A 21,674-nucleotide genomic window follows, 5' to 3' on the forward strand; every position below is an offset into this window, starting at 1 on the left:
GACGCTAACCTGGGCAACCGTGCGACTGCTGATCACCAACGACGACGGCATCGGGGCGCCCGGGATCAGGGTGCTGGCCGAGGCCGTCGCGCGCGACGGGCACCACGTCACCGTCGCGGCGCCGCAGACCGAGTTCAGCGGGGCCGGGGCGGCGCTCACCGCCGTCACCGAGCAGGGGCGGCTCGTCCTCGAGCCGGTCGAGTTCGGCGGGATCGCGGCGTTCGCGGTGGCCGCCTCGCCCGCGTACATCGCGGTGCTCGCGGCCCTCGGCGTCTTCGGCCCGGCCCCCGACATCCTGCTCAGCGGCATCAACCAGGGCGCCAACGTCGGCCACGCGATCCTGCACTCCGGCACCGTCGGCGCCGCGCTCACGGCCGCGAACGAGGGCATCCGCGCGCTCGCGGTCTCCCTCGACGTGCCCACGGCGCTGCCCCACGAGCAGAGGGCGGTGCCGGTGGTCGAGCAGCACTGGCCGACGGCCGGGGCGCTCGCCGCGCGGCTGCTGCCACGGCTGGCGGCCGCCCCCGCCGCCACGGTGCTGAACCTCAACGCGCCGAACCTGCCGCTGCCGGCGATGAAGGGGCTGCGGCGCGCGGCCCCGGCGCCGTTCGGGCAGGTCCGGATGGCGGTGGCGGAAGCGGCGCAGGACTTCGCGCGGATCATCGTCGAGGTCCGCGAGGAGCCGGCGCCGCCCGGCAGCGATCTGGCGCTGCTGGCCGAGGGGTACGCGACCGTGACCGCCCTGCGGCCGCCCTCGGAGGACCCCGATCCGCTCCTGGTGGGCGACGGTCTACTCGTTGCGCAGGACCTCGGCGATGGGCAGCCGCGCGGCGGTGCGTGACGGCAGCAGCGCGCCGAGGACCGCGATCGCCACGCCGGCCAGGGCCATGAGGGCCAGCGCCCCCGGGTTCCAGACGTGGAACATGGCCGCCGGGAGGTCGATCTTCGCCGTCCGGCCCACCATCGGCAGGATCAGGCGGTGCGCGGCGATGCCGACCGGGATGCCCGCGACCGCGACGAGCAGGCCCAGCACCGCCATCGACGTGACCATCATGGCCACCACCTGCCGGGGCGTCATGCCGATCGACTTGAGCGTGCCGAGGTCCCGGCGGCGTTCGCGGACGTTGAGCAGCACCGTGTTGAAGACGCTCAGCGCGGCCACGGTACCGATCATCAGTGAGAACACGACCGAGATGGTGACCACCGAGACCGTGTAGGTGTTGCCGAGACCGCTGACGGCGGACCAGGCGTCGAGGCCGGGGTCGGCGGCGCGCACGGCGGCGAGGTACGACTCCACGCTCGTCCCGGGCTGCACGCGTACGGAGTACATGACCTCGTGGTTCACGAGGTGGTACGACGGCGCGAGGGCGGTGAGGACGGACCAGTCGGCGAAGAGGTCCCCGCCGGCGATGCCGGCCTCCATGGTGCGGCCCACGATCGTGACGGGGGCCTCGCGGCCGTCGTAGGTGAGCCGGATCGTGTCGCCGACGCGCAGGCCGAGGTTCTGCAGGGCCTTCGACGCGGCGACCACCTCGCCCGGGGCGGCCATCCAGCGGCCCTCGGTGAGCTCGGCCTGGTAGCCGAGCGTGCTCGCGTCGCCGCGCAGGAAGTCCACGTTCACGGGGTCGCGGTGGCCGGCGACGGCGAGCTGCAGGGTGAGGTCGGCGGTGACGAAGACGGTGCCGGGCAGCCCGCGCAGCAGCGCCTCCACCTGCGGGTCGGTCCTGTCCGTGGAGACGCCGCCGAACTCGGGGTTGCTCGGGCGGACCTGGGCCTGCACCGCGTCCGCGCGATCCACGGCGTCGCCGAAGCGGATCACCGACGTGGCGAGGCCGCCGGCGAACGTGACCGTGGTGACCCCGAGCAGCAGCGCGGCCATGGTGAGCGCGGTGCGGCCGGGCCGGGCGAAGGGCAGGCCGAGGCCGAGGCTGACCGCGCGGGGCAGGCGGGTGCCGGACAGCGCCCGCTGCACCCGCAGGCCGCGGCCCGCCTTCGGGGCGGAGCCGGCGCTGATGGCCTCGGCGGCGGAGAGCCGGTGGGCGCGGCGGGCCGGCACCAGCGCGACGAGCGCGACCAGGACGGGCACGCCGAGGGCGCCGGTGAGGGGCACCCACAGGCCGGTGTCGACCCGCGCGCCGAAGCCGAGGCCCTGGAACGCGCCGGCCAGCAGCGGCCGGGCGGCGACGGTGCCGAGCGCGGTGCCGAGGAGGGCGCCGGCGACGGACGGTACCGACACCATGACGAGGTAGACGAACACCACCTGGCGCGGGGTGAAGCCGATGGCCTTGAGCACGCCGACGTGCCGGAACCCCGAGACGACCGCGCCGCTGACCACGTTGGCCACGATCAGCACGGCGACCACGAGACCGAGCACGCCGAAGACGACCAGGAAGGGCAGCATCGTGCCCGGGCCGGCCGCGACCTCGGCCTTGCGGGTGAGGTACGACTGCGTCCCGGTGAGCCCGTCGCGCGGCACGGACGCGATCGCCGCGTCGACCTCGGCCCGGTCGGCCGCGTGCCGGAAGCGGTAGAGGACCTGCGATCCGGACGGGCCGAGCGCGGCCATCGTCGCGGGGGAGACCCAGGCGTCGGCGGTGTTGCCGAGGCTGTACGCCACCCCGACGATCGTCAGGACGGGCCGGCCGGGCACGGAGACGGTCTTGCCGAGGATGTCGCCGCCGAAGCGCTCGGCGTCGGCCCGGTCCGGCGGCGGCTGCGCGGTGACGACGATCTCGTTCGCGGCGGTGGCCCAGCGCCCGACCCACACGTCGACGCGGTCCACGGGCCCGGCCGGGTCGGCGCGCCCGACGACGGTCAGCGGCCCGTTCGCCCAGATCGGGCCGCCGTCGGCCGGCACGTCGAGCACCACCTCGGGGAAGGGGCCGGCGACCGCCTCGACGCCGGGGGCGCCCGTCGCCGGGTTCGGGGTGTCGTACGTCGCGATGACGTGCGCCCCCCGCTGCTGCGCGAACGCCCGGTCGAACGGGCCCGTGGACGCGTCGAGCAGCCCGAGCGCGACCACGATCGTGGCCGTCGAGCACAGCACCACGAGCCCGATCACGAAGGTCTGCAGCCTCCTGCGCCGCACCGCCGCCCGCGCGGCCCGCCACACGGCGCTCATGCCGTCACCTTGCCGTCGGCGAGCTCGACGACCCGGCTCGCGCAGCGCTCGGCCATCGCCGTGTCGTGCGTGACCAGCAGCAGCGTCTGCCCGATCTGGTTGAGGTCCAGCAGCAGGTCCATCACCTGCTCGCCGGCCCGGCTGTCGAGCGCCCCCGTCGGCTCGTCGGCCAGCAGCAGCGCCGGGCGGTTCATGAGCGCCCGGGCGACCGCGACCCGCTGCCGCTCGCCGCCGCTGAGCGAGGCCGGGTAGGCGTTGCGCCGGTCGGCGATCCCGAGCTCGTCGAACAGCTCCAGCGCGCGCCGCCGGGCCTGCGCGGCGCGGATGCCCATGAGCTGCGCCGCCAGGGCCACGTTGTCCAGCGCCGAGAGGTCGTCGAGCAGGTTGAAGAACTGGAACACCATGCCGATGCGGCGCCGCCGGAACAGCGCCAGCCCCGTCTCGCTCAGCGCCCCGAGGTCCTCGTCGTGCACCTCGACCCGCCCCGCCGTCGGCCGGTCGAGCCCCGCGATCATGTTCAGCAGCGTCGACTTGCCGCAGCCCGAGGGGCCCATGACCGCGACCGCCTCGCCGGCCTCGACGCTGAGCGAGACCCCGTCGAGGGCGGTCGTGCCGCCGAACTCCTTGCGCACCCCGTCCAGGCGCACCACCGTCGTCATGCCACGACGCTATTTCGGGTGTACCGCCCGTGACGTCCGCTGCCGGATGCAACCCGCCGCCCGGGGTCATCCTGCGGATGTATGCCGGTGCTGCCGTGGTCCGATGCGCGCCCGGGCGCGCGTCTGGCATCGTGACGAGGGTGACCCTCCTCGCCGCCGTGCTGCTCGCGGCGTTCGTGGTCGCCGCCGCGGCGGCGGTCGCGGCGGGGCTCGCGGCCGCGCGCGCCCGGCGGCGGCACCGGCGGGCGCTGGACGAGCGGGGCTGGCTGCTCGAGCGCGAGCGGCAGGCGGCGGCGAGCGGGGCCGTCGCGGCCGAACGGGCCCGGATCGCCCGCGAGCTGCACGACATCGTGAGCCACAACGTGAGCGTGATGGTCGTGCAGGCCGGGGCCGCGCGCGAGGTCCTCGCCGCCTCGGCCGCCGACGTCCCGCCCGACGTGGCCGGCGCGCTGGCCGCGGTGGAGGGGGCGGGCCGCGACGCGCTCAAGGAGCTGCGGCACCTGCTGGGCCTGCTCGCCCCCGCGGCCGACGGGGCCGAGGAGCACTTCGAGCCGCAGCCCGGCCTCGACGGGCTGAGCCGGCTCGTGGACCGCATCGCGTTCGCCGGGCTGCCGGTCGACGTGTTCATCAACGGGGAGCCGCGGCCGCTGCCGGCCGGGATCGACACCACGGCGTACCGGATCATCCAGGAGGCGCTCACCAACGCGCTCAAGCACGGGGAGGCGGATCGGGCGGAGGTCTCCGTGCGGTACGCCGAGCGTTCCCTGCGCATCGAGGTCCTCAACACCGGCCCCGCCCGCCCCGCGCGCCGCACCGCGCCCGTCGGCACCGGCCGGGGCCTGCTCGGCCTGCGGGAGCGGATCGCGGTGTACGGCGGCGACTTCGACGCCCGCCGGCGCTTCGGCGGCGGCTTCCGGGTCCGCGCCCGCATCCCCCTGGACGCGGCATGAGCGGTCCGCGGGTCCTGATCGCTGACGACCAGGCGCTGGTCCGCACCGGCTTCCGCATGATCCTCAACGCGCGCGGCGTGGACGTGGTGGGCGAGGCGGCCGACGGCGTCGAGGCGGTCTCCGCGGCCGAGCGCCTGCGCCCCGACGTGATCCTCATGGACATCCGCATGCCCAACCTCGACGGCCTGGCCGCGACCCGCCAGATCGTCGAGCGGCAGCCGAGGTGCCGGATCATCATGCTCACGACGTTCGACCTGGACCGGTACGTGTACGCGGCCCTGGCCGCCGGCGCGAGCGGCTTCCTGCTCAAGGACGTGACGCCGGAGCACCTGGCGAACGCGGTCCGGCTCGTGGACACCGGCGACGCCCTGCTGGCCCCGTCGATCACCCGCCGCCTGGTCGAGCGCTTCGCCGCCGCGTCGCAGCCGCCGCCCCTGCACCGCGACCTGACGCCCCTCACGCCCCGCGAGCTCGAGGTCCTGACCCTCATGGGCCAGGGCCTGTCCAACGCGGAGCTGGCCGCGGCCCTGACCCTGAGCGAGGCGACCGTCAAGACCCACGTGGCGCGGATCTTCACCAAGCTGAGCCTGCGCGACCGGGCGCAGGCGGTCGTGCTGGCGTACGAGACCGGGCTCGTCCGCCCCGCCTCAGACGGGCCCTGACCGGATCATCGCCGATCCCGCCGGCCGCGGACTCTGAGGAGGCGCGCGGCTAGAGTGACGAGCCGTGGACGAGTTGCCGGTCGTTGAGTTCGGGTTTCCCGGGGAGTTGCGCGACAAGCTGGTCGCGGCCGTGCTCGGCGGCGACAAGACGACCACGACCGCGCTGCTGCAGGACTATGCGCTCGATCAGGAGCCGCTGCCGGAAGTCGGGCAGCGGGCCGCGGTCCTCGACTCCGGCGGGCGGCGCGTCGGGGTCATCGAGGTCGTCGGGGTTCGCGTGGTCCGGCTCGGCGACGTCGACCTCGCGCACGCCGTCGACGAGGGGGAAGGGGACGCCTCCGTCGCGCAGTGGCGGGAGACGCACGAGCGCTTCTGGCACGGGCCGGAGTACCGGAGCTGGCTGGGCGATCCCGCGTTCACCGTCGACGACGACACGCTCGCGGTGCTGCAGCGCTTCCGGCTCGTGCGCTAGACCCCCGGCGTCTCGCTCGTCCCGGTCACGGCCCGGACGGTCGCGTCGGCCAAGGCGGGGACCGCGTCCGTCTCCAGGCCGCCGACCGAGATGCGGATCGCGGGGGGCGTGGCGATGCGGTACAGCGCGCCGGGCGCCACCGCGAACCCGGCCTCCCGCAGCCGCGCCACCGCGGTCGTCTCGTCGGGCACCGACACCCAGACGTTGAGCCCCGTGCGGCCGGTGACCGGCTGGTTCCTGGCCCGCAGCGCTTCCACGAGGGCGGTTCGGCGGATTTCGTACTCCTCCTTCGCCGTCGCCACCGTCACCGCCACGGCCGGGTCGGACCACAGATCGGCGACGAGCCGCTGGAGGAGCAGCGACACCCACCCGGTGCCGACGCGCTGCCGCCCGACGAGCCGCCCGATGCTGGTGGCGTCGCCGGCGACCACGGCGAGGCGGAGGTCGGGCCCGTAGGACTTGCTGACCGACCGTACGAATCCCCACGCCCCCGTAGCCCCGGCCAGCGGATGCAGCGCGTCGACGGAGAGCTCCCCGGCGTGGTCGTCCTCGATCACGAGCACGTCGGGGTGCTCGGCGAGCACGGCGCGAAGATCGACGGCCCGGGCCGCGGTCACGCCGGCTCCGGTAGGATTGTGGGCGCGGCTGGTCACCACGAACGCGCGAGCCCCGGCGCGCAGCGCGTCCGCGAGCCGCCGAGGGTCCGGCCCGTCCTCGTCGACGGGCACCGGCACCGCCCGCAACCCGAGCGCGGCGACGAGATCGAGCAGATTCGCCCACCCGGGATCCTCGACGGCGACGCGGTCACCGGGCAGCAGGTGCGCGTTGAGCAGCCGCTCGATCCCGTCGAGCGCACCCCCGACAACGGCGAGCTCACTCCCGTCGACCCCGTCGCGCTCGAGCCTCTCCCTGGCCGCGGCGCGCAACGGCGGATGCACGGTCCCGGCGGCGTACCCGGTGGACGTCCCCGCCGCAGCGGCGCGCGCGAGGGCCGGCCCGAGATCCGGCAGCAGCCGGGGATCGGGCGCCCCGGTGGCCAGATCGAGCACGCCCTCGGGCACTTCGAGCCGAAACTGCCCCCGCGCGGGCGCAACGGCGGGCCGGGGCCGCACCCGAGTACCGTGCCGCCCCGCCGACTCGGCGATCCCACGCTGGCGCAACGCCTGATACGCGGCGGCGACGGTCGCGGGACTGACCCCGAGCTGCGTGGCCGCGGCGCGAATCGGCGGGAGGGGGTCGCCGGCTTGCAGGCTGCCGGAGCGCACACCTGCCTCGACGGCGGCGGAGATTTCGCTCGCCGTACGCCCGGCCAGCGCAAAGCCCACGGTCACGCCCTTGACCCTATAGCCCACCAGACGCCCGCCGACCCGTCCGCCGCACGACGCCGTCTCGCTGCCGTGCTGATCAGCCACTGCTCGGTGGCAGCAAGCGATCCGCCGGTGCGCTCGGACTGTGGCATGGCCGCGTCCGACTCGAACTCGAGGACCACTACGAGCGAATGGGGTCTGTGAACTGGCCAGCGAAGCTCGGCCAGTAGCTGCGCAGCAGCCATGGGGGTAACGGGGGGCAGGTTGGGCCCCCGCCCGCGCGTAAGCGCGGAAATACTGTGCCCCCGGCAGGATTCGAACCTGCGCTCCCGCCTCCGGAGGGCGGTGCTCTATCCCCTGAGCTACGGGGGCCTTACGACCTCGAACAGACTAGCAGAGCCCCCACCCGCCCCACGAACTGGTTCCCCTGCGATGCGTGGGACGGGTGACAACGGGCGGAACTACGAGGACAGCGGCTGCGCGCCGAGGTCCTTGAGCTTCTCCGTCAGCTGCGAGATGTCGTACGACTGGGACACGCGGATCTTCTCCGCGGCGTCGCGGACCTCGGGGTCTGCGGCGTCCTTCGCGGCGATCTCCGCCATGTGGATGCCGCCGAGGTGGTGGCGCAGCATGAGCTGGCACCAGAGGGTGTCGAAGTCCTTGCCCTGGGAGGACTTGAGCTTCTTCAGCTCGGCGTCCGAGGCCATGCCGGGCATGCGGCCGTCCGGCTGCAGGGTGTTCATCCCCGACGGCATCCATGCCATGGGGTGGTTGGAGGACGTGGGGGAGAGGTGCCACTCCGTCAGCCAGGTTTGCATCTGGCCGATCTGCCACTGCTGGCTCGCGGCGATGTCGTACCCCAGGTTGCGGATGTCGTCGGTGGTGCCGAGGCGGTACGCGAACATCCCCATCTCGACCGCCTGCGCGTGGTGCACGCTCATGTCGCGGGCGAAGCCGGCGTCGATGGAGTTCTCGCCGGGGCGGTTCATGATCGGGATGAGGTACCCGACCGCGATGCCCGTCACCAGGAGGAGCACGGCGGCGAGCGCGCCCAGGCTCAGGCGCGCCCGCCGTGAAAGTTGCGCGAACACGGGCTAGTTGCTGCCCATCTGCGTCGAGCCGCCGTCCTTGCCGAGGTCGCGCGGCGTGCTGCCGGTCTCGGTGATGATGTCACCGCTGGAGCACGGGGTGCCGGCCTCGAGCGTCGCGTTCTGGCGCAGCGCCTTGATGAACTCGTCGATGCGCTTGTCGCTCGCGTTGTCGACCTTGAGCTGGAAGCCCCACGCCTGCAGCGAGATCGGGGAGTCCAGGTTCGGGTACGGGCTCATGAGCATGTAGTCGTTGCCGCGCACACGCTTGGCCAGCGCCTCGACCTGGTCGGCGGGGAGGCTCGGGTTGTACGTGATCCAGACGGCGCCGTGCTCCATGCTGTGCAGCGCGTGCTCGCTGGCGATCTGGGACGTGTAGACGTCGCCCAGGCAGCGCTGCCAGTTCGGGTTGTGGTTGCCGGCGACGGGCGGGTTGAGCTTGTAGGTCTGCGGGCCCCACACGTGCTCGCGCTGGCCGACCATGGCCTTGTCGAGCTTGTAGTAGTCCTTGAGACCGCTGATCTGGTCCGCGCGGTCGTGCCAGCCCAGGCCGTTCTCGTACACCTGGTAGCCGGCGAAGCCCACGATGCCCAGGGCCAGCACGCCGACCGTGGTGAACAGCGCGATCGGGCCCCAGCTCATGCCCTGCTTGACCTTGACCGGCGCGATCTTCTTGGCCGCGGGCCGGGCGGTGGCGGGCCGCTTCCCGGCCGGGGCGGTCTTGCGGGCCGGAGCCGACTTGCGCGGGTTCGCCTTGGGCTTGGCCGGGGTGGCGGTCTCCGCGGAATCCGAAACCTCGGAGTCCTCGACGGCGTCCACGTTCTCCAGGTCGGCGTCCTCGTCGCCGCCCTGCTTCGGCTTCGCGCCGGAGACGGCCTTGGTGGACGGCTTACGGTTGCCGCCACCGTGCTGGGTGCTCATGCTCATCTCGTCGCCTCGCAACGCTCAGCGTGGTGCTCGCTCATCGGGCCTCGTCTGGTCAACGGTCGGGGGTCGCGGCGGGGAACTGCTCCGGTGGCTCCCTCCCCCGCGGGGGGAATCCGGTTCCAGCCGTCCCGCATTGTGACCAGCACAACGGGCCGCCGCCAAGTACCGGAGTCTACCCCCGATAACATTTGTCGGTGACTCCCGCTGAACTCGCCGTAGCAGTCCTCGCCGCCGCCCGTGCGGCCATCACCGAGCGTGACCTCGACGCGTCCGTGCTCCCGGCGACGACCAGCGTGGAGCGACCCCGAAACCCGGAGCATGGTGACTATGCGTCCAATATCGCCATGCAGCTGGGCAAGCGGGTCGGGCTGAACCCGCGCGAACTGGCCGCGGCGGTCGCGAAAAACTTGCAGGAAACTCCCGGGATCGCGAGTGTGGAGATCGCCGGGCCTGGATTCCTCAACATCCGGCTCGCGGCCGGGGCCGTGGGCGAGCTTGCCGGGCTCATCGTGCGCGCCGGGCGCGGCTACGGCCGCAGCGAGACCCTGGCCAAGGAGAAGGTCAACCTGGAGTTCGTCTCGGCGAACCCCACCGGCCCCGTCCACCTCGGCCACACCCGCTGGGCCGCCGTCGGCGACGCCCTGGGCCGCATCCTGACCGCGGCCGGTGCCGACGTGACCCGCGAGCACTACATCAACGACGCGGGCGTGCAGATGAACCGGTTCGGCGAGTCCGTCATGGCCGCCGCGCACGGGCAGCCCACGCCGCCGGACGGCTACCCCGGCGAATACGTGCAGGACATCGCCAACGCCATCAAGGCCGCCGATCCGGACATTCTGCAGCTGCCGGAGGAGGAGCAGCAGGCGGCGTTCCTGCAGAAGGCGTACGAGAAGATGCTCCAGGAGATGCGCGAGAGCCTCGAGCGGTTCGGCGTGCACTTCGACGTGTGGTTCTCCGAGAAGACGCTGCACGAGGGCGGCGCGGTCGAGCACGCCCTCGACGAGCTGCGCAAGCAGGGCCACGTCTTCGAGTCCGACGGCGCCGTCTGGCTGCGCACGACCGACTTCGGCGACGACAAGGACCGGGTGCTGATCCGCTCCAACGGCGAGAAGACCTACTTCGCCGCCGACGCCGCGTACTACATCAACAAGCGCGAGCGCGGCTTCGAGCGCTGCATCTACATGCTCGGCGCGGACCACCACGGCTACATCGGCCGCCTCAAGGCCATCGCGGCCTGCGCCGGTGACGACCCGCGGCGCAACATCGAGGTGCTCATCGGCCAGCTGGTGAGCCTGCTGCGCGGCGGCGAGCCGGTCCGGCTGAGCAAGCGCGCCGGCACGCTGATCACCCTCGACGAGCTCATCGACGCCGTCGGCGTGGACGCGGCCCGGTACTCGCTGGCCCGCTCCTCCACCGACTCGCCGCTGACGCTGGACATCGAGGTCATCACGCGGCAGAAGAACGACAACCCGGTCTTCTACGTGCAGTACGTCGGGGCGCGCATCTCGTCGATCGCGCGCAACGCGGCGGAGTACGGCTACGAGCGCTCCGAGACGTACGACGCGGCTCTGCTGGTACACGAGAAGGAACTGGATCTTCTGAAGGCGCTCGGGGACTTCCCCGGCGTCGTCGCCACCGCGGCGGAGCTGCGTGAGCCGCATCGCGTGGCACGCTATCTGGAGGATCTGGCCGGGCAGTACCACCGGTTCTACGACAACTGCCTCGTGCTGCCCCGGGGCGACGACCCGTTCACGGAGACGCACCGGGCCCGGCTCTGGCTCAACGCCGCCACCCGGCAGGTCATCGTCAACGGCCTGGACCTGCTCGGCGTCTCCGCGCCGGAACAGATGTAGAGGAAGACATGCGCGCACACGAGGCTGGGGCGCTCCACGCGGACCTCGGCTCCAACGGACCGTCCTGGCTGCGTACGCCCGCGGACGTGAACGCATTGGTCCCGATTCTGTGGCCCAAAACCGTCACGCGCGCAGAAAACGGGCAGATCACCGTCGGTGGCGTCGAGGTCGGGCAGATCGCCCGGGACCACGGCACGCCGGCCTACGTTTTGGACGAAGCGGACTTTCGCGACAGATGCCGGAATTTCCGGAACGCCTTCGGCGGGGCTGAGGTCTACTACGCGGGCAAGGCGTTCCTCGCCACGGCCGTGGTCAGGATCCTCGTGGAGGAGGGCCTCAGCCTGGACGTGTGCACCGGCGGCGAGCTCGCGGTCGCCCTGAAGGGCGGCATGCCGCCGCAGCGCATCGGCCTGCACGGCAACAACAAGTCGGTCGAGGAGCTCACCGCCGCCGTCGAGGCCGGCGTCGGCCGGATCATCGTCGACTCCTTCGACGAGATCGAGCGGCTCACCCGGATCGCGATCGAGTCCGGCAAGCGCCCGAACGTGATGGTCCGGGTGACCGTCGGCGTGGAGGCGCACACGCACGAGTTCATCGCCACCGCGCACGAGGACCAGAAGTTCGGCTTCTCGCTGGCCGGCGGCGCCGCGGCCGAGGCGGTCGACAAGATCCTCGCCGACGACGTGCTGGAGCTGCGCGGCCTGCACTCGCACATCGGCTCGCAGATCTTCGACGCCTCCGGCTTCGAGGTCGCCGCGCGGCGGCTGCTGTCGCTGCAGGCCCGCATCAACGAGGTGCACGGCCGCGAGCTGCCCGAGCTCGACCTCGGGGGCGGGTTCGGCATCGCGTACACCACCCAGGACGAGCCCGCCGACCCGCACGACCTGGCCGGGGACCTGCTGCGGATCGTCAAGCAGGAGTGTGCCGCGCTGCACCTGAGCGTGCCGCACCTCTCCGTCGAGCCGGGCCGCGCCATCGTCGGGCCGGCGATGTTCACCCTCTACGAGGTCGGCACGGTCAAGGACGTCGACGGCATCCGCACGTACGTCTCCGTCGACGGCGGCATGAGCGACAACATCCGCACCGCGCTGTACGACGCGGCCTACTCCGCCACCGTGGCCGGACGGGCGTCCTGCGAACCGCCGATTCTCGCCCGCGTGGTGGGAAAACATTGCGAGTCCGGGGACATCGTCGTGAAAGATGAATTCCTGCCGGCCGACGTCAAGGCCGGAGATCTTCTTGCGGTCCCGGGCACCGGCGCCTATTGCCGCAGCATGGCGAGCAACTACAACCACGTGCCCCGCCCGCCGGTCGTGGCGGTGGCCGACGGTGCGTCGCGCGTCATCGTCCGCCGGGAGACCGTGGACGATCTGCTGAGACTGGACGTGGGGTGACAGATGCCGCAATCGGTGAAGGTAGCGCTGCTGGGCTGCGGGACCGTCGGTTCCGAGGTGGTCCGCCTGCTGCACGAGCAGGAGCACGACCTCACGGCCCGCATCGGCGCGCCGCTGGAGCTGGTGGGCGTCGCCGTCCGCCGCCTCAACAAGGCGCGTGAGCTGCCGGTCGACCCCGCCCTGTTCACCACCGACGCGCTCGGGCTCGTCACGCGTGACGACGTCGACGTGGTGGTCGAGGTCGTCGGCGGCATCGAGCCGGCCCGGACCTGGCTGCTGGAGGCCCTGCACGCCGGCAAGAGCGTGGTCACGGCCAACAAGGCGCTGCTCGGCGAGGACGGCGCCACCCTGCACAAGGCGGCCGCGGACTGCGGCGCGGACCTGTACTACGAGGCCTCCGTCGCCGGCGCCATCCCGCTCCTGCGCCCCCTGCGCGACTCGCTGCACGGCGACCGGATCACCCGGGTGACCGGCATCGTCAACGGCACCACGAACTTCATCCTCTCCTCGATGGACGCCACCGGCGCCGGCTTCGCCGAGGCGCTCGAGGAGGCGACCGCGCTGGGCTACGCCGAGGCCGACCCGACCGCCGACGTCGAGGGCTTCGACGCCGCCGCCAAGGCCGCGATCCTCGCCTCGATGGCCTTCCACAGCCGGGTCACCTCGGCCGACGTCCACCGCGAGGGCATCACCGAGGTCACCGCGGCCGACATGGCCAGCGCGAAGGCCATGGGCTGCACGATCAAGCTGCTGTGCATCGCGTCGAAGGCCAACGGGGCCGTCTCGGTGCGCGTGCACCCGGCGATGATCCCGCGCACGCACCCGCTCGCGGGCGTCGGCGACGCGTTCAACGCCGTGTTCGTCGAGGCCGAGGCGGCCGGGCAGCTGATGTTCTACGGCCGCGGCGCGGGCGGCGCCCCGACCGCCTCCGCGGTGCTCGGCGACGTCGTCGCCGTGGCCCGCAACCGCCTCGCCGGCGTGCGCAACGCGTCCGAGTCCGCCTACGCGGACCTTCCGGTCTCGCCGATCGGGGACGTGTCCACGCGGTACCACATCAGCCTGGACGTCTCCGACAAGGCCGGCGTGCTCGCCGCGGTCGCGGGCGTCTTCGCCAAGCACGGCGTCAGCATCGCGACCGTGAACCAGTCCGGCCGCGGCAACCAGGCCGTGCTCGTCATCGTCACGCACGCCGCGCCGGATCGCGCCCTCGCCGCGACCGTCGCCGAGCTGCGGGCACTGGACATCGTTCGCGCCGTGGCGAGCGTCCTGCGGGTCGAAGGGGAGTAAGGCGCCATGTGGCGTGGATTGATCGAGGAATTCCGGGACCGTCTCCCGGTCGGGCCGCAGACTCCGGTGATCACGCTGCAGGAGGGCAACACGCCGCTGCTGCCGGCGCCGGAGCTCTCCGCGCGCACGGGCTGCGACGTGTACCTCAAGGTCGAGGGGGCCAACCCGACCGGCTCGTTCAAGGACCGCGGCATGACGGTGGCGGTCTCCAAGGCGGTCGAGGACGGCGCGAAGGCGATCATCTGCGCCTCCACCGGCAACACGTCGGCCTCGGCCGCCGCGTACGCCGCCCGGGCCGGCATCACCTGCGCCGTGCTCGTGCCGACGGGCAAGATCGCCCTCGGCAAGCTCGCCCAGGCCCTCGTGCACGGCGCCCGCCTGCTGCAGGTGACGGGCAACTTCGACGACTGCCTGGCGCTGGCCAGCAAGCTGTCGCTGGACTACCCGGTCTCGCTGGTCAACTCGGTGAACCCGGACCGGCTGCAGGGCCAGAAGACCGCGTCCTTCGAGATCGTGCGCACCCTCGGCGACGCGCCGCACATCCACTGCCTGCCGGTCGGCAACGCGGGCAACATCACCGCGTACTGGATGGGCTACAAGGAGGAGGTCGAGGCCGGCAACGCCACCCGGCGCCCGCGCATGTTCGGCTTCCAGGCCTCCGGCGCCGCGCCGATCGTCCGGGGCGAGGTGGTGCGCGAGCCGAGCACGATCGCCACCGCCATCCGCATCGGCAACCCGGCGAGCTGGACGAAGGCGGTCGACGCCCGCGACGAGTCCGGCGGCCTCATCGACGCCGTGACCGACCGCGACATCCTGCAGGCGTACCGGCTGCTGGCCCGCTCGGTCGGCGTCTTCGTGGAGCTGGGCAGCGCGGCGAGCGTGGCCGGCCTGCTGCAGGCGACCGCGCAGGGCCGCATCGAGCCCGGCCAGACGATCGTGTGCACGGTGACGGGCCACGGGCTGAAGGACCCGGAGTGGGCGATCTCCACGGCCCCGGCGCCGACGACGATCCCCGCCGAGCCACTCGCCGCCGCGAAGGCACTCGATCTGGCCTAGCTTCATGGCTCGGGTCCGCGTCACCTGCGGACCGTTGCTCCCGCCAGGAATCCCGGCGTCCGTGGGGCCGAGGGCAAGGCCGTACCGTGTGCAACGTGCCGCCAGCGCTCTCGGTCCTTACGCGCAACAAGGACTTCCGCAACCTGTTCACCGCTGACCTGATCGGCCTGGGCGCCGACTGGTTCGTGATGATCCCCCTGCTCACCCTGCTGCCCCACCTTACCGGCTCGGGGCTGTGGGGCGGGCTCGTGCTGGCCGCCGACACGGGGGTGACGGCGCTGCTGCTGCCCTTCACGGGAACGATCGCCGACCGCGTCGACCGCCGCCGCATCGTCATCGCCGCCGACCTCGCCATGGCGGTGTGCGCCCTGTTCCTGCTGCTGGTGCGCACCCCGGCGACGGCCTGGGTGGCCCTGGTGACCGTCGGCGCGATCGCGGTCGCCAAGGCCTTCTTCACCCCCGCCGCCCAGGCCGCCCTGCCCAACGTGGTCGACCCCGGGGACCTGCCGGCGGCCAACGCGCTCGCGGGCTCGGCCTGGGGCACCATGCTCGTGATCGGCGCGTCGCTGGGCGGCATCGCGTCGGAGGCCTTCGGCGCCTACCCGTGCTTCGTCATCGCCTCGGCCCTGCTGCTCTTCTCGGCCTTCCAGGTCTGGCGCGTGCGCCGCCCCCTGCAGGCGGAGCGCACCGAGCCCCCGGCCCCGGCGTTCGCCGCGATCGCCGAGTCCCTGCGCTACATCCGTGCCCGCCCGAGGATCGCCTCCCTGGTGACCGTGAAGTCCGCGGTCGGCTTCGGCAACGGCGTCCTGACGGTCTTCCCGCTGCTGGCGCTCGCGCTGGGTGCCGGCCCGCTGGGCACCGGCCTGCTCTTCGCCGCCCGGGGCCTGGGCGCGCTGGTCGGCCCGATGGTGCTGCGCAGGGTGCTGTCCCACCGCTCCTGGCTGCTGCCGGGGCTGGCGCTGTCGATGTCGCTGTACGGCCTGGCCTACATCGGCGTCAGCCTGACGACGCTGTTTCCGCTGGCCCTGGCCGGCGTCGTGGTGGCGCATCTGGCCGCGGGCGGCAACTGGATGATGTCGAACTACGTCCTGCAGGCGGAGGTTCCCGACGCCCTGCGGGGACGGGTCTTCGCGACGGACTTCATGCTGGCGACCCTTTCGGTCGCGGCCAGCCAGCTGGCGGTGGGCGTCTTCGTGGACCACACCGACCCGCGGGTGCTGGTGGCGGCGTGCGGGGCGGTGACGCTGCTGTACGCGGCGGGCTGGTCCCTGGTGTCGCTGCGGCGCCCGGCTCCCGCCACGGAGTAGTCCCGTTCGCGCGGGCCGGCCGCAGCCGGTGCGACTCGGACTGCCGCGGCCTCGCCCCGCCGCCGAGGAGTTCCCGATATGTCCGACGCTTCGCGATCGGACATATCCCTTTTATACCCCGACGGGTCACTTCTCCGATTCGGCCGAAGATCGTGAAAGTTTCGGCGTCTTGCGCGGGTGAGCTATCGTGGTGATATCACTTCGATAGCCACCCCCCTGGAGGAGTCATGGAGCGACGGGCGTTTCGAGTAGCCGGGTTCGTGATGCTCGGCGTGCTGCTCATCGTGGCCGGCGGGGCCGTCGCCGCCGTCGCCCGGCTGCCCGAGGACGCCGGGGCCGCGGTCGTCGTCCTGCTCTCACTGGTCGCCGCCCTGATCCTGAGCGGGTTCACCGTGGTCAACCCGAACGAGGCCCGGGTGATGCAGTTCTTCGGGCGCTACGTGGGCACCATCGGCGACGCCGGCTTCCACTGGACCGTGCCGCTCACCGCCAAGCGCCGCCTGTCCCGCCGGGTGCGCAACTTCGAGACCGACCGGCTCAAGGTCTCCGACGCCGACGGCAACCCGGTGGAGATCGCGGCCGTGGTCGTCTGGCGCGTCGTGGACACGTTCAAGGCGTCCTTCGGCGTGGACGACCACATCTCGTACGTCGCGGTGCAGTCCGAGGCGGCCGTGCGGCACCTCGCCACGAGCTACCCGTACGAGTCCCACGACGACGGCCGCTCCAGCCTGCGCGAGGGCAACGTGGTCAGCGAGGAGCTCACCGTCGAGCTGGGCGAGCGCGTGGCGCTGGCCGGGGTCGAGGTGCTCGAGTCGCGGATCACCCACCTCGCCTACGCGCCCGAGATCGCCCAGGCCATGCTCGCCCGCCAGCAGGCCAGCGCGATCGTGGGGGCGCGGTACAAAATTGTGGAAGGCGCCGTCGGGATGGTCCAGAGCGCGCTGGAGCGGCTCAGCGAGCTCGACGTCGTCGAGCTGGACGAGGAGCGCAAGGCCCAGATGGTGGCCAACCTGCTCGTCGTGCTCTGCGGCGACCGCAACGTCCAGCCCGTGGTCAACACCGGCACGCTCTACGCCTGACCGGTCGTCGTGCCCGAGCGCAAGAAGCTGCTGCTGCGGCTGGACCCCCAGGTCTACGACGCGATCGCGCGGTGGGCCGGCGACGACCTGCGCAGCGTGAACGCGCAGATCGAGTTCGCCCTGCGCCAGGCGTTGCGCCAGGCGGGCCGCGACCCGAAACGCGGCCAGCCCTCGTCGGGCTCGGAGCCCGACTCCGCTGCCGAGGGTGACGACGGCGACGAGGGGGAAGCCGGCGACTGAGGCGATGCCGCGGACCTCACCGCCCCCGCTGCCGGGCTCCGAGCCTGCGGCCGGGGCGGGTGAGGCGCTCGCGGCTCGTGTTGCCGGCACGCGCCGGGCGGTGGGGTGCGCACCGCCCGCGCGCACAGCACGTGCGGGTCGTCGAGGTGCTCGCGGCTCGTGGGGGGCGGTGGCGTGCTCACCGGCTCGTGCGGGGCGCAGGCGTGTTTGGGCGTGCTCGCGGCTGGTGCGGGGTGGCCGATGCGCTCACCACGCGCGCTCCGCCGGCCCGCGCCGGGCGGGTTCCGGGATGTGGTGGCGATCCCGGGAAATGGGCGCGCCGTCCTCATGGTGAGATGATGGGCATGGCCTTCCTGTCCCGACCCGTCGTCGTGCTCGTCCCCGCGACGAGCGCCAACCTCGGCCCCGGATTCGACGCGCTCGGCCTGGCGCTGACGCTGTACGACGAGGTCGAGGCCCAGGTTACCGCCGGCGGCGTCACGGTCGAGGTGAGCGGCGAGGGTGAGGGCGACCTGCCCGCCGACGAGACCCACCTGGTCGTGCGCGCGATGCGCCGCGCCTTCGCCGTGCTCGGCGGGCAGCCCCCCGGCCTCGCGCTGCGGTGCCGCAACCGCATTCCCCAGGCCCGCGGCCTCGGCTCCTCCTCGGCCGCCATCGTCGCCGGGATCGTGCTGGCCCGGGCCCTGACCGTGGGCGGCGCCGAGCGCATGGACGACGCGGCCGCGCTGGTGCTGGCCGACGAGATCGAGGGTCACCCCGACAACGTGGCGCCGTGCCTGCTCGGCGGCTTCACGATCGCGTGGACGGGGGACGGGGGGGCCGTGGCCGTACGCCGGGAGCCCTCCCCGGACATCCGCCCCGTGCTCTTCGTGCCCGAGGAGCGCGGCCTGACCGAGGTCGCGCGCGCAGCGCTGCCCAAGACCGTCCCGCACGGCGACGCCGCGTTCAACGCCGGGCGCGCCGCGCTGCTCGTGCACGCCCTCGACGGCGACCCGGGCGCGCTCTTCGCGGCGACCGCGGACCGGCTCCACCAGGACTACCGCGCCGAGGGGATGGCGGGCACCGCCGACCTGGTCGCGAGCCTGCGCGCCGAGGGCGTGGCCGCCGTGGTCTCGGGCGCGGGCCCGAGCGTGCTCGCGTTCGGGGTGGGCGGGTGGACCCCGCGGCCGGTCGCGGGCTGGCGCGTCCTCCCGCTCGACGTCGACCTGACCGGCGCCCGGCTCGAGGTCGACTGACCCGTGCCGGGCCCGGTGGCGAACTGACCTGATCCGCAGAGTCTGAAAACCCCGGTCGCCGCGAGCCGTGTGCAACCGTGGGCCGTGCGGAACCTTGGCCGCGTGGGCCGTGCACGGCTGTGGGCCGTGTGCCGCCGCAGCCGGGCTCAGCCGGGGCTCTCGTCTGCGGGCCGTGCCGTGTGCACGCGCGGCCGTCAGCGGCCGTCAGCGGTGGGCCGTGCGGTGTGTCGCCGGCCGAAGATGGCAGGTGACGCGCGCGATGCGCCCTTGTCGATGTCGTGGACGTCGGGCCCGGTGGTGAGCCGGTATGAGGTACCCTGGAACACGCCGAGCGGGGCCCTGTTGCCGCTGGCTGGCGGAGTTGATTACTCTCTAGTCTTAAGCAGCCGCTCAGTGCGGCGATCTCATGCGGGTCGGCGTGCTCCGAATTCCGTGGCACCCCTTGCGCACGCCCGGCCGCCAACCCGCGTTTCCTGTGGTCGCGCGCACTCGGCTGGGCCGATGACGCACAGGGTGGCGTCAGGGTCCACCGCCAAAAGCGCTGCAAACCCTCCCGGCCGCACGTCGAATCCGGGAGAGCAGCAGGAACAACTCCGCATCGCACGGTCAAGATGGGAGCACGCAAGACCCCCGGCACACCGTCGATGCGGGAACACGCACCACCCCCGGACAACCGGGGCAACGCACGACCTCCACACCGCACATACGCAAGACGGCGGCGAGGAGCACCCGCGGGCCGCCCGGCCACCAAAGTCGAATACGGGCCGGCCCCGGAACCTAACGAGGGAAGGAATCCATTGAGCGACACCACCGACGTCACGTCGGATGTCTCCACCGACCGCACCGCGGTTGAGGCCGACGGCGCCGAGGCCGGCGCGACGCGTCGGCGGCGCTCTGGCACGGGGTTGGCCGGCATGCTGCTTCCCGAGCTGCAGAGCCTGGCCGCCTCGTTGGGCATCTCCGGCACGGCTCGCATGCGTAAGGGCGAGCTCGTCACCGCCATCCAGGAGCGCCAGGCGGGCGACGCGCGCCCCGCCGCCGAAGCGAAGGCCACCGAGGCGAAGGCCAGCGCCACCGCGGCCCCCACTCGCACCCGGTCGCGCAGCACGGCCGCCGAGGCCCGCACCGAGGCCCCCGAGGCGGAGTGGCCCTCGGCCACCGAGGTCACCGAGCCGCCGGCCCGTTCCCCTCGTCGGGCCACCCGCGCCGCGGGTCCGCCGGAGCCGCGGGCCGCGCGCGAGGAGACCGCCACGGCCGAGCCGGCCGCCGCCGAGGCGCCGGTCGCCGGGCGGGCCGAGCGCCCCAGCCGCGCCGAGCGCGCGGAGCGGGCCGAGCGGGGCACCACCGAGCGGGCCGAGCGGGGCACCACCGAGCGGGCCGAGCGCGGCACCACCGAGCGGGCGGAGCGCGGCACCACCGAGCGGGCCGAGCGGGGCACCACCGAGCGCGCGGAGCGCGGCGAGCGGGCCGAGCGGGCCGAGCGCGGTGACCGGGGCGAGCGCGGGGAGCGCACCGAGCGCGCCGAGCGTGGTGACCGGGCCGAGCGCGGCGAGCGGGCCGACCGCAACGACCGCGGTGACCGGGCCGAGCGCGGCGACCGCGCCGAGCGGGCCGAGCGCAACGGCGCCGACCGTGGCGAGCGGGCCGAGCGCGGCGATCGCGGGGACCGCAACCAGCGTGGCGGCTTCGCCGACGACGAGGGCGACGACGACGGCACCGGCCGTCGCGGGCGGCGCAGCCGGTTCCGTGACCGCCGCCGGGGCCGCGACCGCGACGGCGCCGAGACCACCGGCGGGCGCGGCGGCAACGAGCCGCAGGTCAGCGAGGACGACGTCCTCGTGCCGGTCGCGGGCATCCTCGACGTGCTGGACAACTACGCGTTCGTGCGCACGACCGGCTACCTGTCGGGCTCCAACGACGTCTACGTCGCCATGTCGCAGGTCAAGCGCTACGGCCTGCGCCGCGGCGACGCGGTCACCGGGGCCGTGCGCCAGCCGCGCGACGGCGAGCAGCGGCGGGACAAGTACAACCCGCTGGTGCGCCTCGACACCGTCAACGGCATGGACCCGGAGGAGGCCAAGCGCCGCCCCGAGTTCTACAAGCTCACTCCGCTCTACCCGCAGGACCGCCTCCGGCTGGAGACCGAGCCGCACATCCTGACCACGCGCGTCATCGACCTGGTGATGCCGATCGGCAAGGGCCAGCGCGCGCTCATCGTGTCGCCCCCGAAGGCCGGCAAGACCATGGTGCTGCAGGCGATCGCCAACGCGATCACCCGCAACAACCCCGAGTGCCACCTCATGGTCGTGCTGGTCGACGAGCGGCCCGAAGAGGTCACCGACATGCAGCGCTCGGTGAAGGGCGAGGTCATCGCCTCGACCTTCGACCGGCCGCCGACGGACCACACCACCGTCGCGGAGCTGTCCATCGAGCGGGCCAAGCGCCTGGTGGAGCTCGGCCACGACGTCGTCGTGCTGCTCGACTCCATCACCCGGCTCGGCCGCGCCTACAACAACGCGTCGCCCGCCTCCGGCCGCATCCTGTCCGGCGGTATCGACTCGACGGCGCTGTACCCGCCGAAGCGCTTCCTCGGCGCCGCGCGCAACATCGAGAACGGCGGCTCGCTGACCATCATCGCCACGGCGCTGGTCGAGACCGGCTCCACCGGTGACACGGTCATCTTCGAGGAGTTCAAGGGCACCGGCAACGCCGAGCTCAAGCTCGACCGGAAGATCGCCGACCGGCGCATCTTCCCGGCGATCGACATCGACCCGTCCAGCACGCGCAAGGAGGAGATCCTCCTCGCGCCGGACGAGCTCGCGATCATCATCAAGCTGCGCAAGGTGCTGCACGCGCTCGACTCGCAGGAGGCGCTGAACCTCCTGCTGGACCGGCTCAAGAAGACCCGGACCAACGTCGAGTTCCTCATGCAGATCGCCCAGACGACACCGGGCGAGTAGGCGTCAACGCGGATGCCCCCGGAGCGAGCCGCTCCGGGGGCATCCGCATGTTCAGCCACGGACGGGCGGGAGGCCGG

The 21,674-nt window shown here is 73.1% G+C and carries 18 protein-coding genes and 1 tRNA gene; 13 read left to right on the plus strand and 6 right to left on the minus strand.

Annotated elements, in window-relative coordinates; all coding sequences use genetic code 11:
* Positions 1 to 19: 19 nt before the first annotated feature.
* Positions 20 to 841: a 5'/3'-nucleotidase SurE gene (surE, locus tag ACQP2P_RS05860; RefSeq protein ID WP_433613913.1), complete on the plus strand. Its 822-nt coding sequence runs from the start codon at positions 20 to 22 to the stop codon at positions 839 to 841.
* On the opposite strand, the gene ACQP2P_RS05865 is transcribed toward surE, so the two are convergent.
* On the minus strand, positions 791 to 3,121 hold the full coding sequence (locus ACQP2P_RS05865) for an FtsX-like permease family protein (protein WP_433613914.1): 2,331 nt from the start codon (positions 3,119 to 3,121) through the stop codon (positions 791 to 793). The genes surE and ACQP2P_RS05865 overlap by 51 nt on opposite strands.
* Positions 3,118 to 3,780, minus strand: a complete 663-nt coding sequence (locus ACQP2P_RS05870; protein WP_433613915.1) for an ABC transporter ATP-binding protein — start codon at positions 3,778 to 3,780, stop codon at positions 3,118 to 3,120. Before ACQP2P_RS05870 ends, ACQP2P_RS05865 begins: the two co-directional genes overlap by 4 nt.
* Positions 3,781 to 3,920: 140 nt before the next feature.
* Between ACQP2P_RS05870 and ACQP2P_RS05875 the strand changes: the two genes are divergently transcribed.
* The 3 genes from ACQP2P_RS05875 (at position 3,921) to ACQP2P_RS05885 (ending at position 5,864) form a co-directional block, all read left to right on the plus strand.
* Positions 3,921 to 4,730, plus strand: coding sequence for a sensor histidine kinase (locus ACQP2P_RS05875; protein ID WP_433613916.1), 810 nt, complete (start codon positions 3,921 to 3,923; stop codon positions 4,728 to 4,730).
* Positions 4,727 to 5,392 (plus strand): response regulator, encoded by a 666-nt coding sequence (locus ACQP2P_RS05880; RefSeq protein WP_433613917.1) that lies wholly within the window; start codon positions 4,727 to 4,729, stop codon positions 5,390 to 5,392. The genes ACQP2P_RS05875 and ACQP2P_RS05880 overlap by 4 nt, the downstream gene beginning before the upstream one ends.
* A gap of 64 nt (positions 5,393 to 5,456) precedes the next feature.
* Positions 5,457 to 5,864 carry an ASCH domain-containing protein gene (locus ACQP2P_RS05885; protein WP_433613918.1) on the plus strand — a complete coding sequence of 136 codons (408 nt, stop codon included), beginning with the start codon at positions 5,457 to 5,459 and terminating at the stop codon, positions 5,862 to 5,864.
* Here the strand turns inward: ACQP2P_RS05885 and ACQP2P_RS05890 are convergent.
* The 4 genes from ACQP2P_RS05890 to ACQP2P_RS05905 all read right to left on the minus strand — a co-directional run bounded on the left by ACQP2P_RS05890 (position 5,861) and on the right by ACQP2P_RS05905 (position 9,186).
* On the minus strand, positions 5,861 to 7,195 hold the full coding sequence (locus ACQP2P_RS05890) for an aminotransferase class I/II-fold pyridoxal phosphate-dependent enzyme (RefSeq protein WP_433613919.1): 1,335 nt from the start codon (positions 7,193 to 7,195) through the stop codon (positions 5,861 to 5,863). The two genes, ACQP2P_RS05885 and ACQP2P_RS05890, sit on opposite strands and share 4 nt — an antisense overlap.
* Positions 7,196 to 7,471: 276 nt before the next feature.
* Positions 7,472 to 7,543, minus strand: a tRNA-Arg gene (locus tag ACQP2P_RS05895).
* Positions 7,544 to 7,632: 89 nt separating this feature from the next.
* A complete protein-coding gene (locus ACQP2P_RS05900; RefSeq protein WP_433613920.1) occupies positions 7,633 to 8,262 on the minus strand; it encodes a DUF305 domain-containing protein in 630 nt (209 codons plus the stop codon).
* Positions 8,263 to 8,265: 3 nt separating this feature from the next.
* Positions 8,266 to 9,186 carry a DUF3105 domain-containing protein gene (locus tag ACQP2P_RS05905; protein WP_433613921.1) on the minus strand — a complete coding sequence of 307 codons (921 nt, stop codon included), beginning with the start codon at positions 9,184 to 9,186 and terminating at the stop codon, positions 8,266 to 8,268.
* A 194-nt stretch (positions 9,187 to 9,380) separates the two neighbouring features.
* On the opposite strand from ACQP2P_RS05905, the gene argS reads away from it, so the two are divergent.
* From argS to rho, 9 genes are all read left to right on the plus strand, one after another.
* On the plus strand, positions 9,381 to 11,039 hold the full coding sequence (argS, locus tag ACQP2P_RS05910) for an arginine--tRNA ligase (RefSeq protein WP_433613922.1): 1,659 nt from the start codon (positions 9,381 to 9,383) through the stop codon (positions 11,037 to 11,039).
* An 8-nt stretch (positions 11,040 to 11,047) separates the two neighbouring features.
* Positions 11,048 to 12,433, plus strand: coding sequence for a diaminopimelate decarboxylase (gene lysA, locus ACQP2P_RS05915; RefSeq protein WP_433613923.1), 1,386 nt, complete (start codon positions 11,048 to 11,050; stop codon positions 12,431 to 12,433).
* Between the two features lie 15 nt (positions 12,434 to 12,448).
* Positions 12,449 to 13,720 carry a homoserine dehydrogenase gene (locus ACQP2P_RS05920; protein WP_433619002.1) on the plus strand — a complete coding sequence of 424 codons (1,272 nt, stop codon included), beginning with the start codon at positions 12,449 to 12,451 and terminating at the stop codon, positions 13,718 to 13,720.
* A 6-nt stretch (positions 13,721 to 13,726) separates the two neighbouring features.
* On the plus strand, positions 13,727 to 14,776 hold the full coding sequence (thrC, locus tag ACQP2P_RS05925) for a threonine synthase (protein WP_350616250.1): 1,050 nt from the start codon (positions 13,727 to 13,729) through the stop codon (positions 14,774 to 14,776).
* Positions 14,777 to 14,871: 95 nt separating this feature from the next.
* A complete protein-coding gene (locus ACQP2P_RS05930) occupies positions 14,872 to 16,083 on the plus strand; it encodes an MFS transporter (RefSeq protein WP_433613924.1) in 1,212 nt (403 codons plus the stop codon).
* 227 nt (positions 16,084 to 16,310) lie between these two features.
* Positions 16,311 to 17,162 (plus strand): SPFH domain-containing protein, encoded by an 852-nt coding sequence (locus tag ACQP2P_RS05935; protein ID WP_433613925.1) that lies wholly within the window; start codon positions 16,311 to 16,313, stop codon positions 17,160 to 17,162.
* 9 nt (positions 17,163 to 17,171) lie between these two features.
* Entirely contained in the window at positions 17,172 to 17,402 is a 231-nt protein-coding gene (locus ACQP2P_RS05940; protein ID WP_433613926.1) for a hypothetical protein, read from the plus strand.
* 338 nt (positions 17,403 to 17,740) lie between these two features.
* Positions 17,741 to 18,637 carry a homoserine kinase gene (gene thrB, locus ACQP2P_RS05945; RefSeq protein WP_433619003.1) on the plus strand — a complete coding sequence of 299 codons (897 nt, stop codon included), beginning with the start codon at positions 17,741 to 17,743 and terminating at the stop codon, positions 18,635 to 18,637.
* A gap of 797 nt (positions 18,638 to 19,434) precedes the next feature.
* On the plus strand, positions 19,435 to 21,597 hold the full coding sequence (gene rho / locus ACQP2P_RS05950; RefSeq protein ID WP_433613927.1) for a transcription termination factor Rho: 2,163 nt from the start codon (positions 19,435 to 19,437) through the stop codon (positions 21,595 to 21,597).
* Positions 21,598 to 21,674: the final 77 nt, after the last annotated feature.

Source organism: Dactylosporangium sp. CA-139114, from assembly GCF_050955725.1.
Lineage (GTDB): Bacteria > Actinomycetota > Actinomycetes > Mycobacteriales > Micromonosporaceae > Dactylosporangium.

Bases quoted from the DNA above. Each gene is read 5' to 3' on its own strand.
- lysA (WP_433613923.1), top strand. From the start codon at position 11,048: ATGCGCGCACACGAGGCTGGGGCGCTCCACGCGGACCTCGGCTCCAAC.
- thrC (WP_350616250.1), top strand. From the start codon at position 13,727: ATGTGGCGTGGATTGATCGAGGAATTCCGGGACCGTCTCCCGGTCGGG.
- thrB (WP_433619003.1), top strand. From the start codon at position 17,741: ATGGGCATGGCCTTCCTGTCCCGACCCGTCGTCGTGCTCGTCCCCGCG.
- ACQP2P_RS05880 (WP_433613917.1), top strand. From the start codon at position 4,727: ATGAGCGGTCCGCGGGTCCTGATCGCTGACGACCAGGCGCTGGTCCGC.
- ACQP2P_RS05935 (WP_433613925.1), top strand. From the start codon at position 16,311: ATGGAGCGACGGGCGTTTCGAGTAGCCGGGTTCGTGATGCTCGGCGTG.
- ACQP2P_RS05870 (WP_433613915.1), bottom strand. From the start codon at position 3,780: ATGACGACGGTGGTGCGCCTGGACGGGGTGCGCAAGGAGTTCGGCGGC.
- ACQP2P_RS05865 (WP_433613914.1), bottom strand. From the start codon at position 3,121: ATGAGCGCCGTGTGGCGGGCCGCGCGGGCGGCGGTGCGGCGCAGGAGG.
- ACQP2P_RS05905 (WP_433613921.1), bottom strand. From the start codon at position 9,186: ATGAGCATGAGCACCCAGCACGGTGGCGGCAACCGTAAGCCGTCCACC.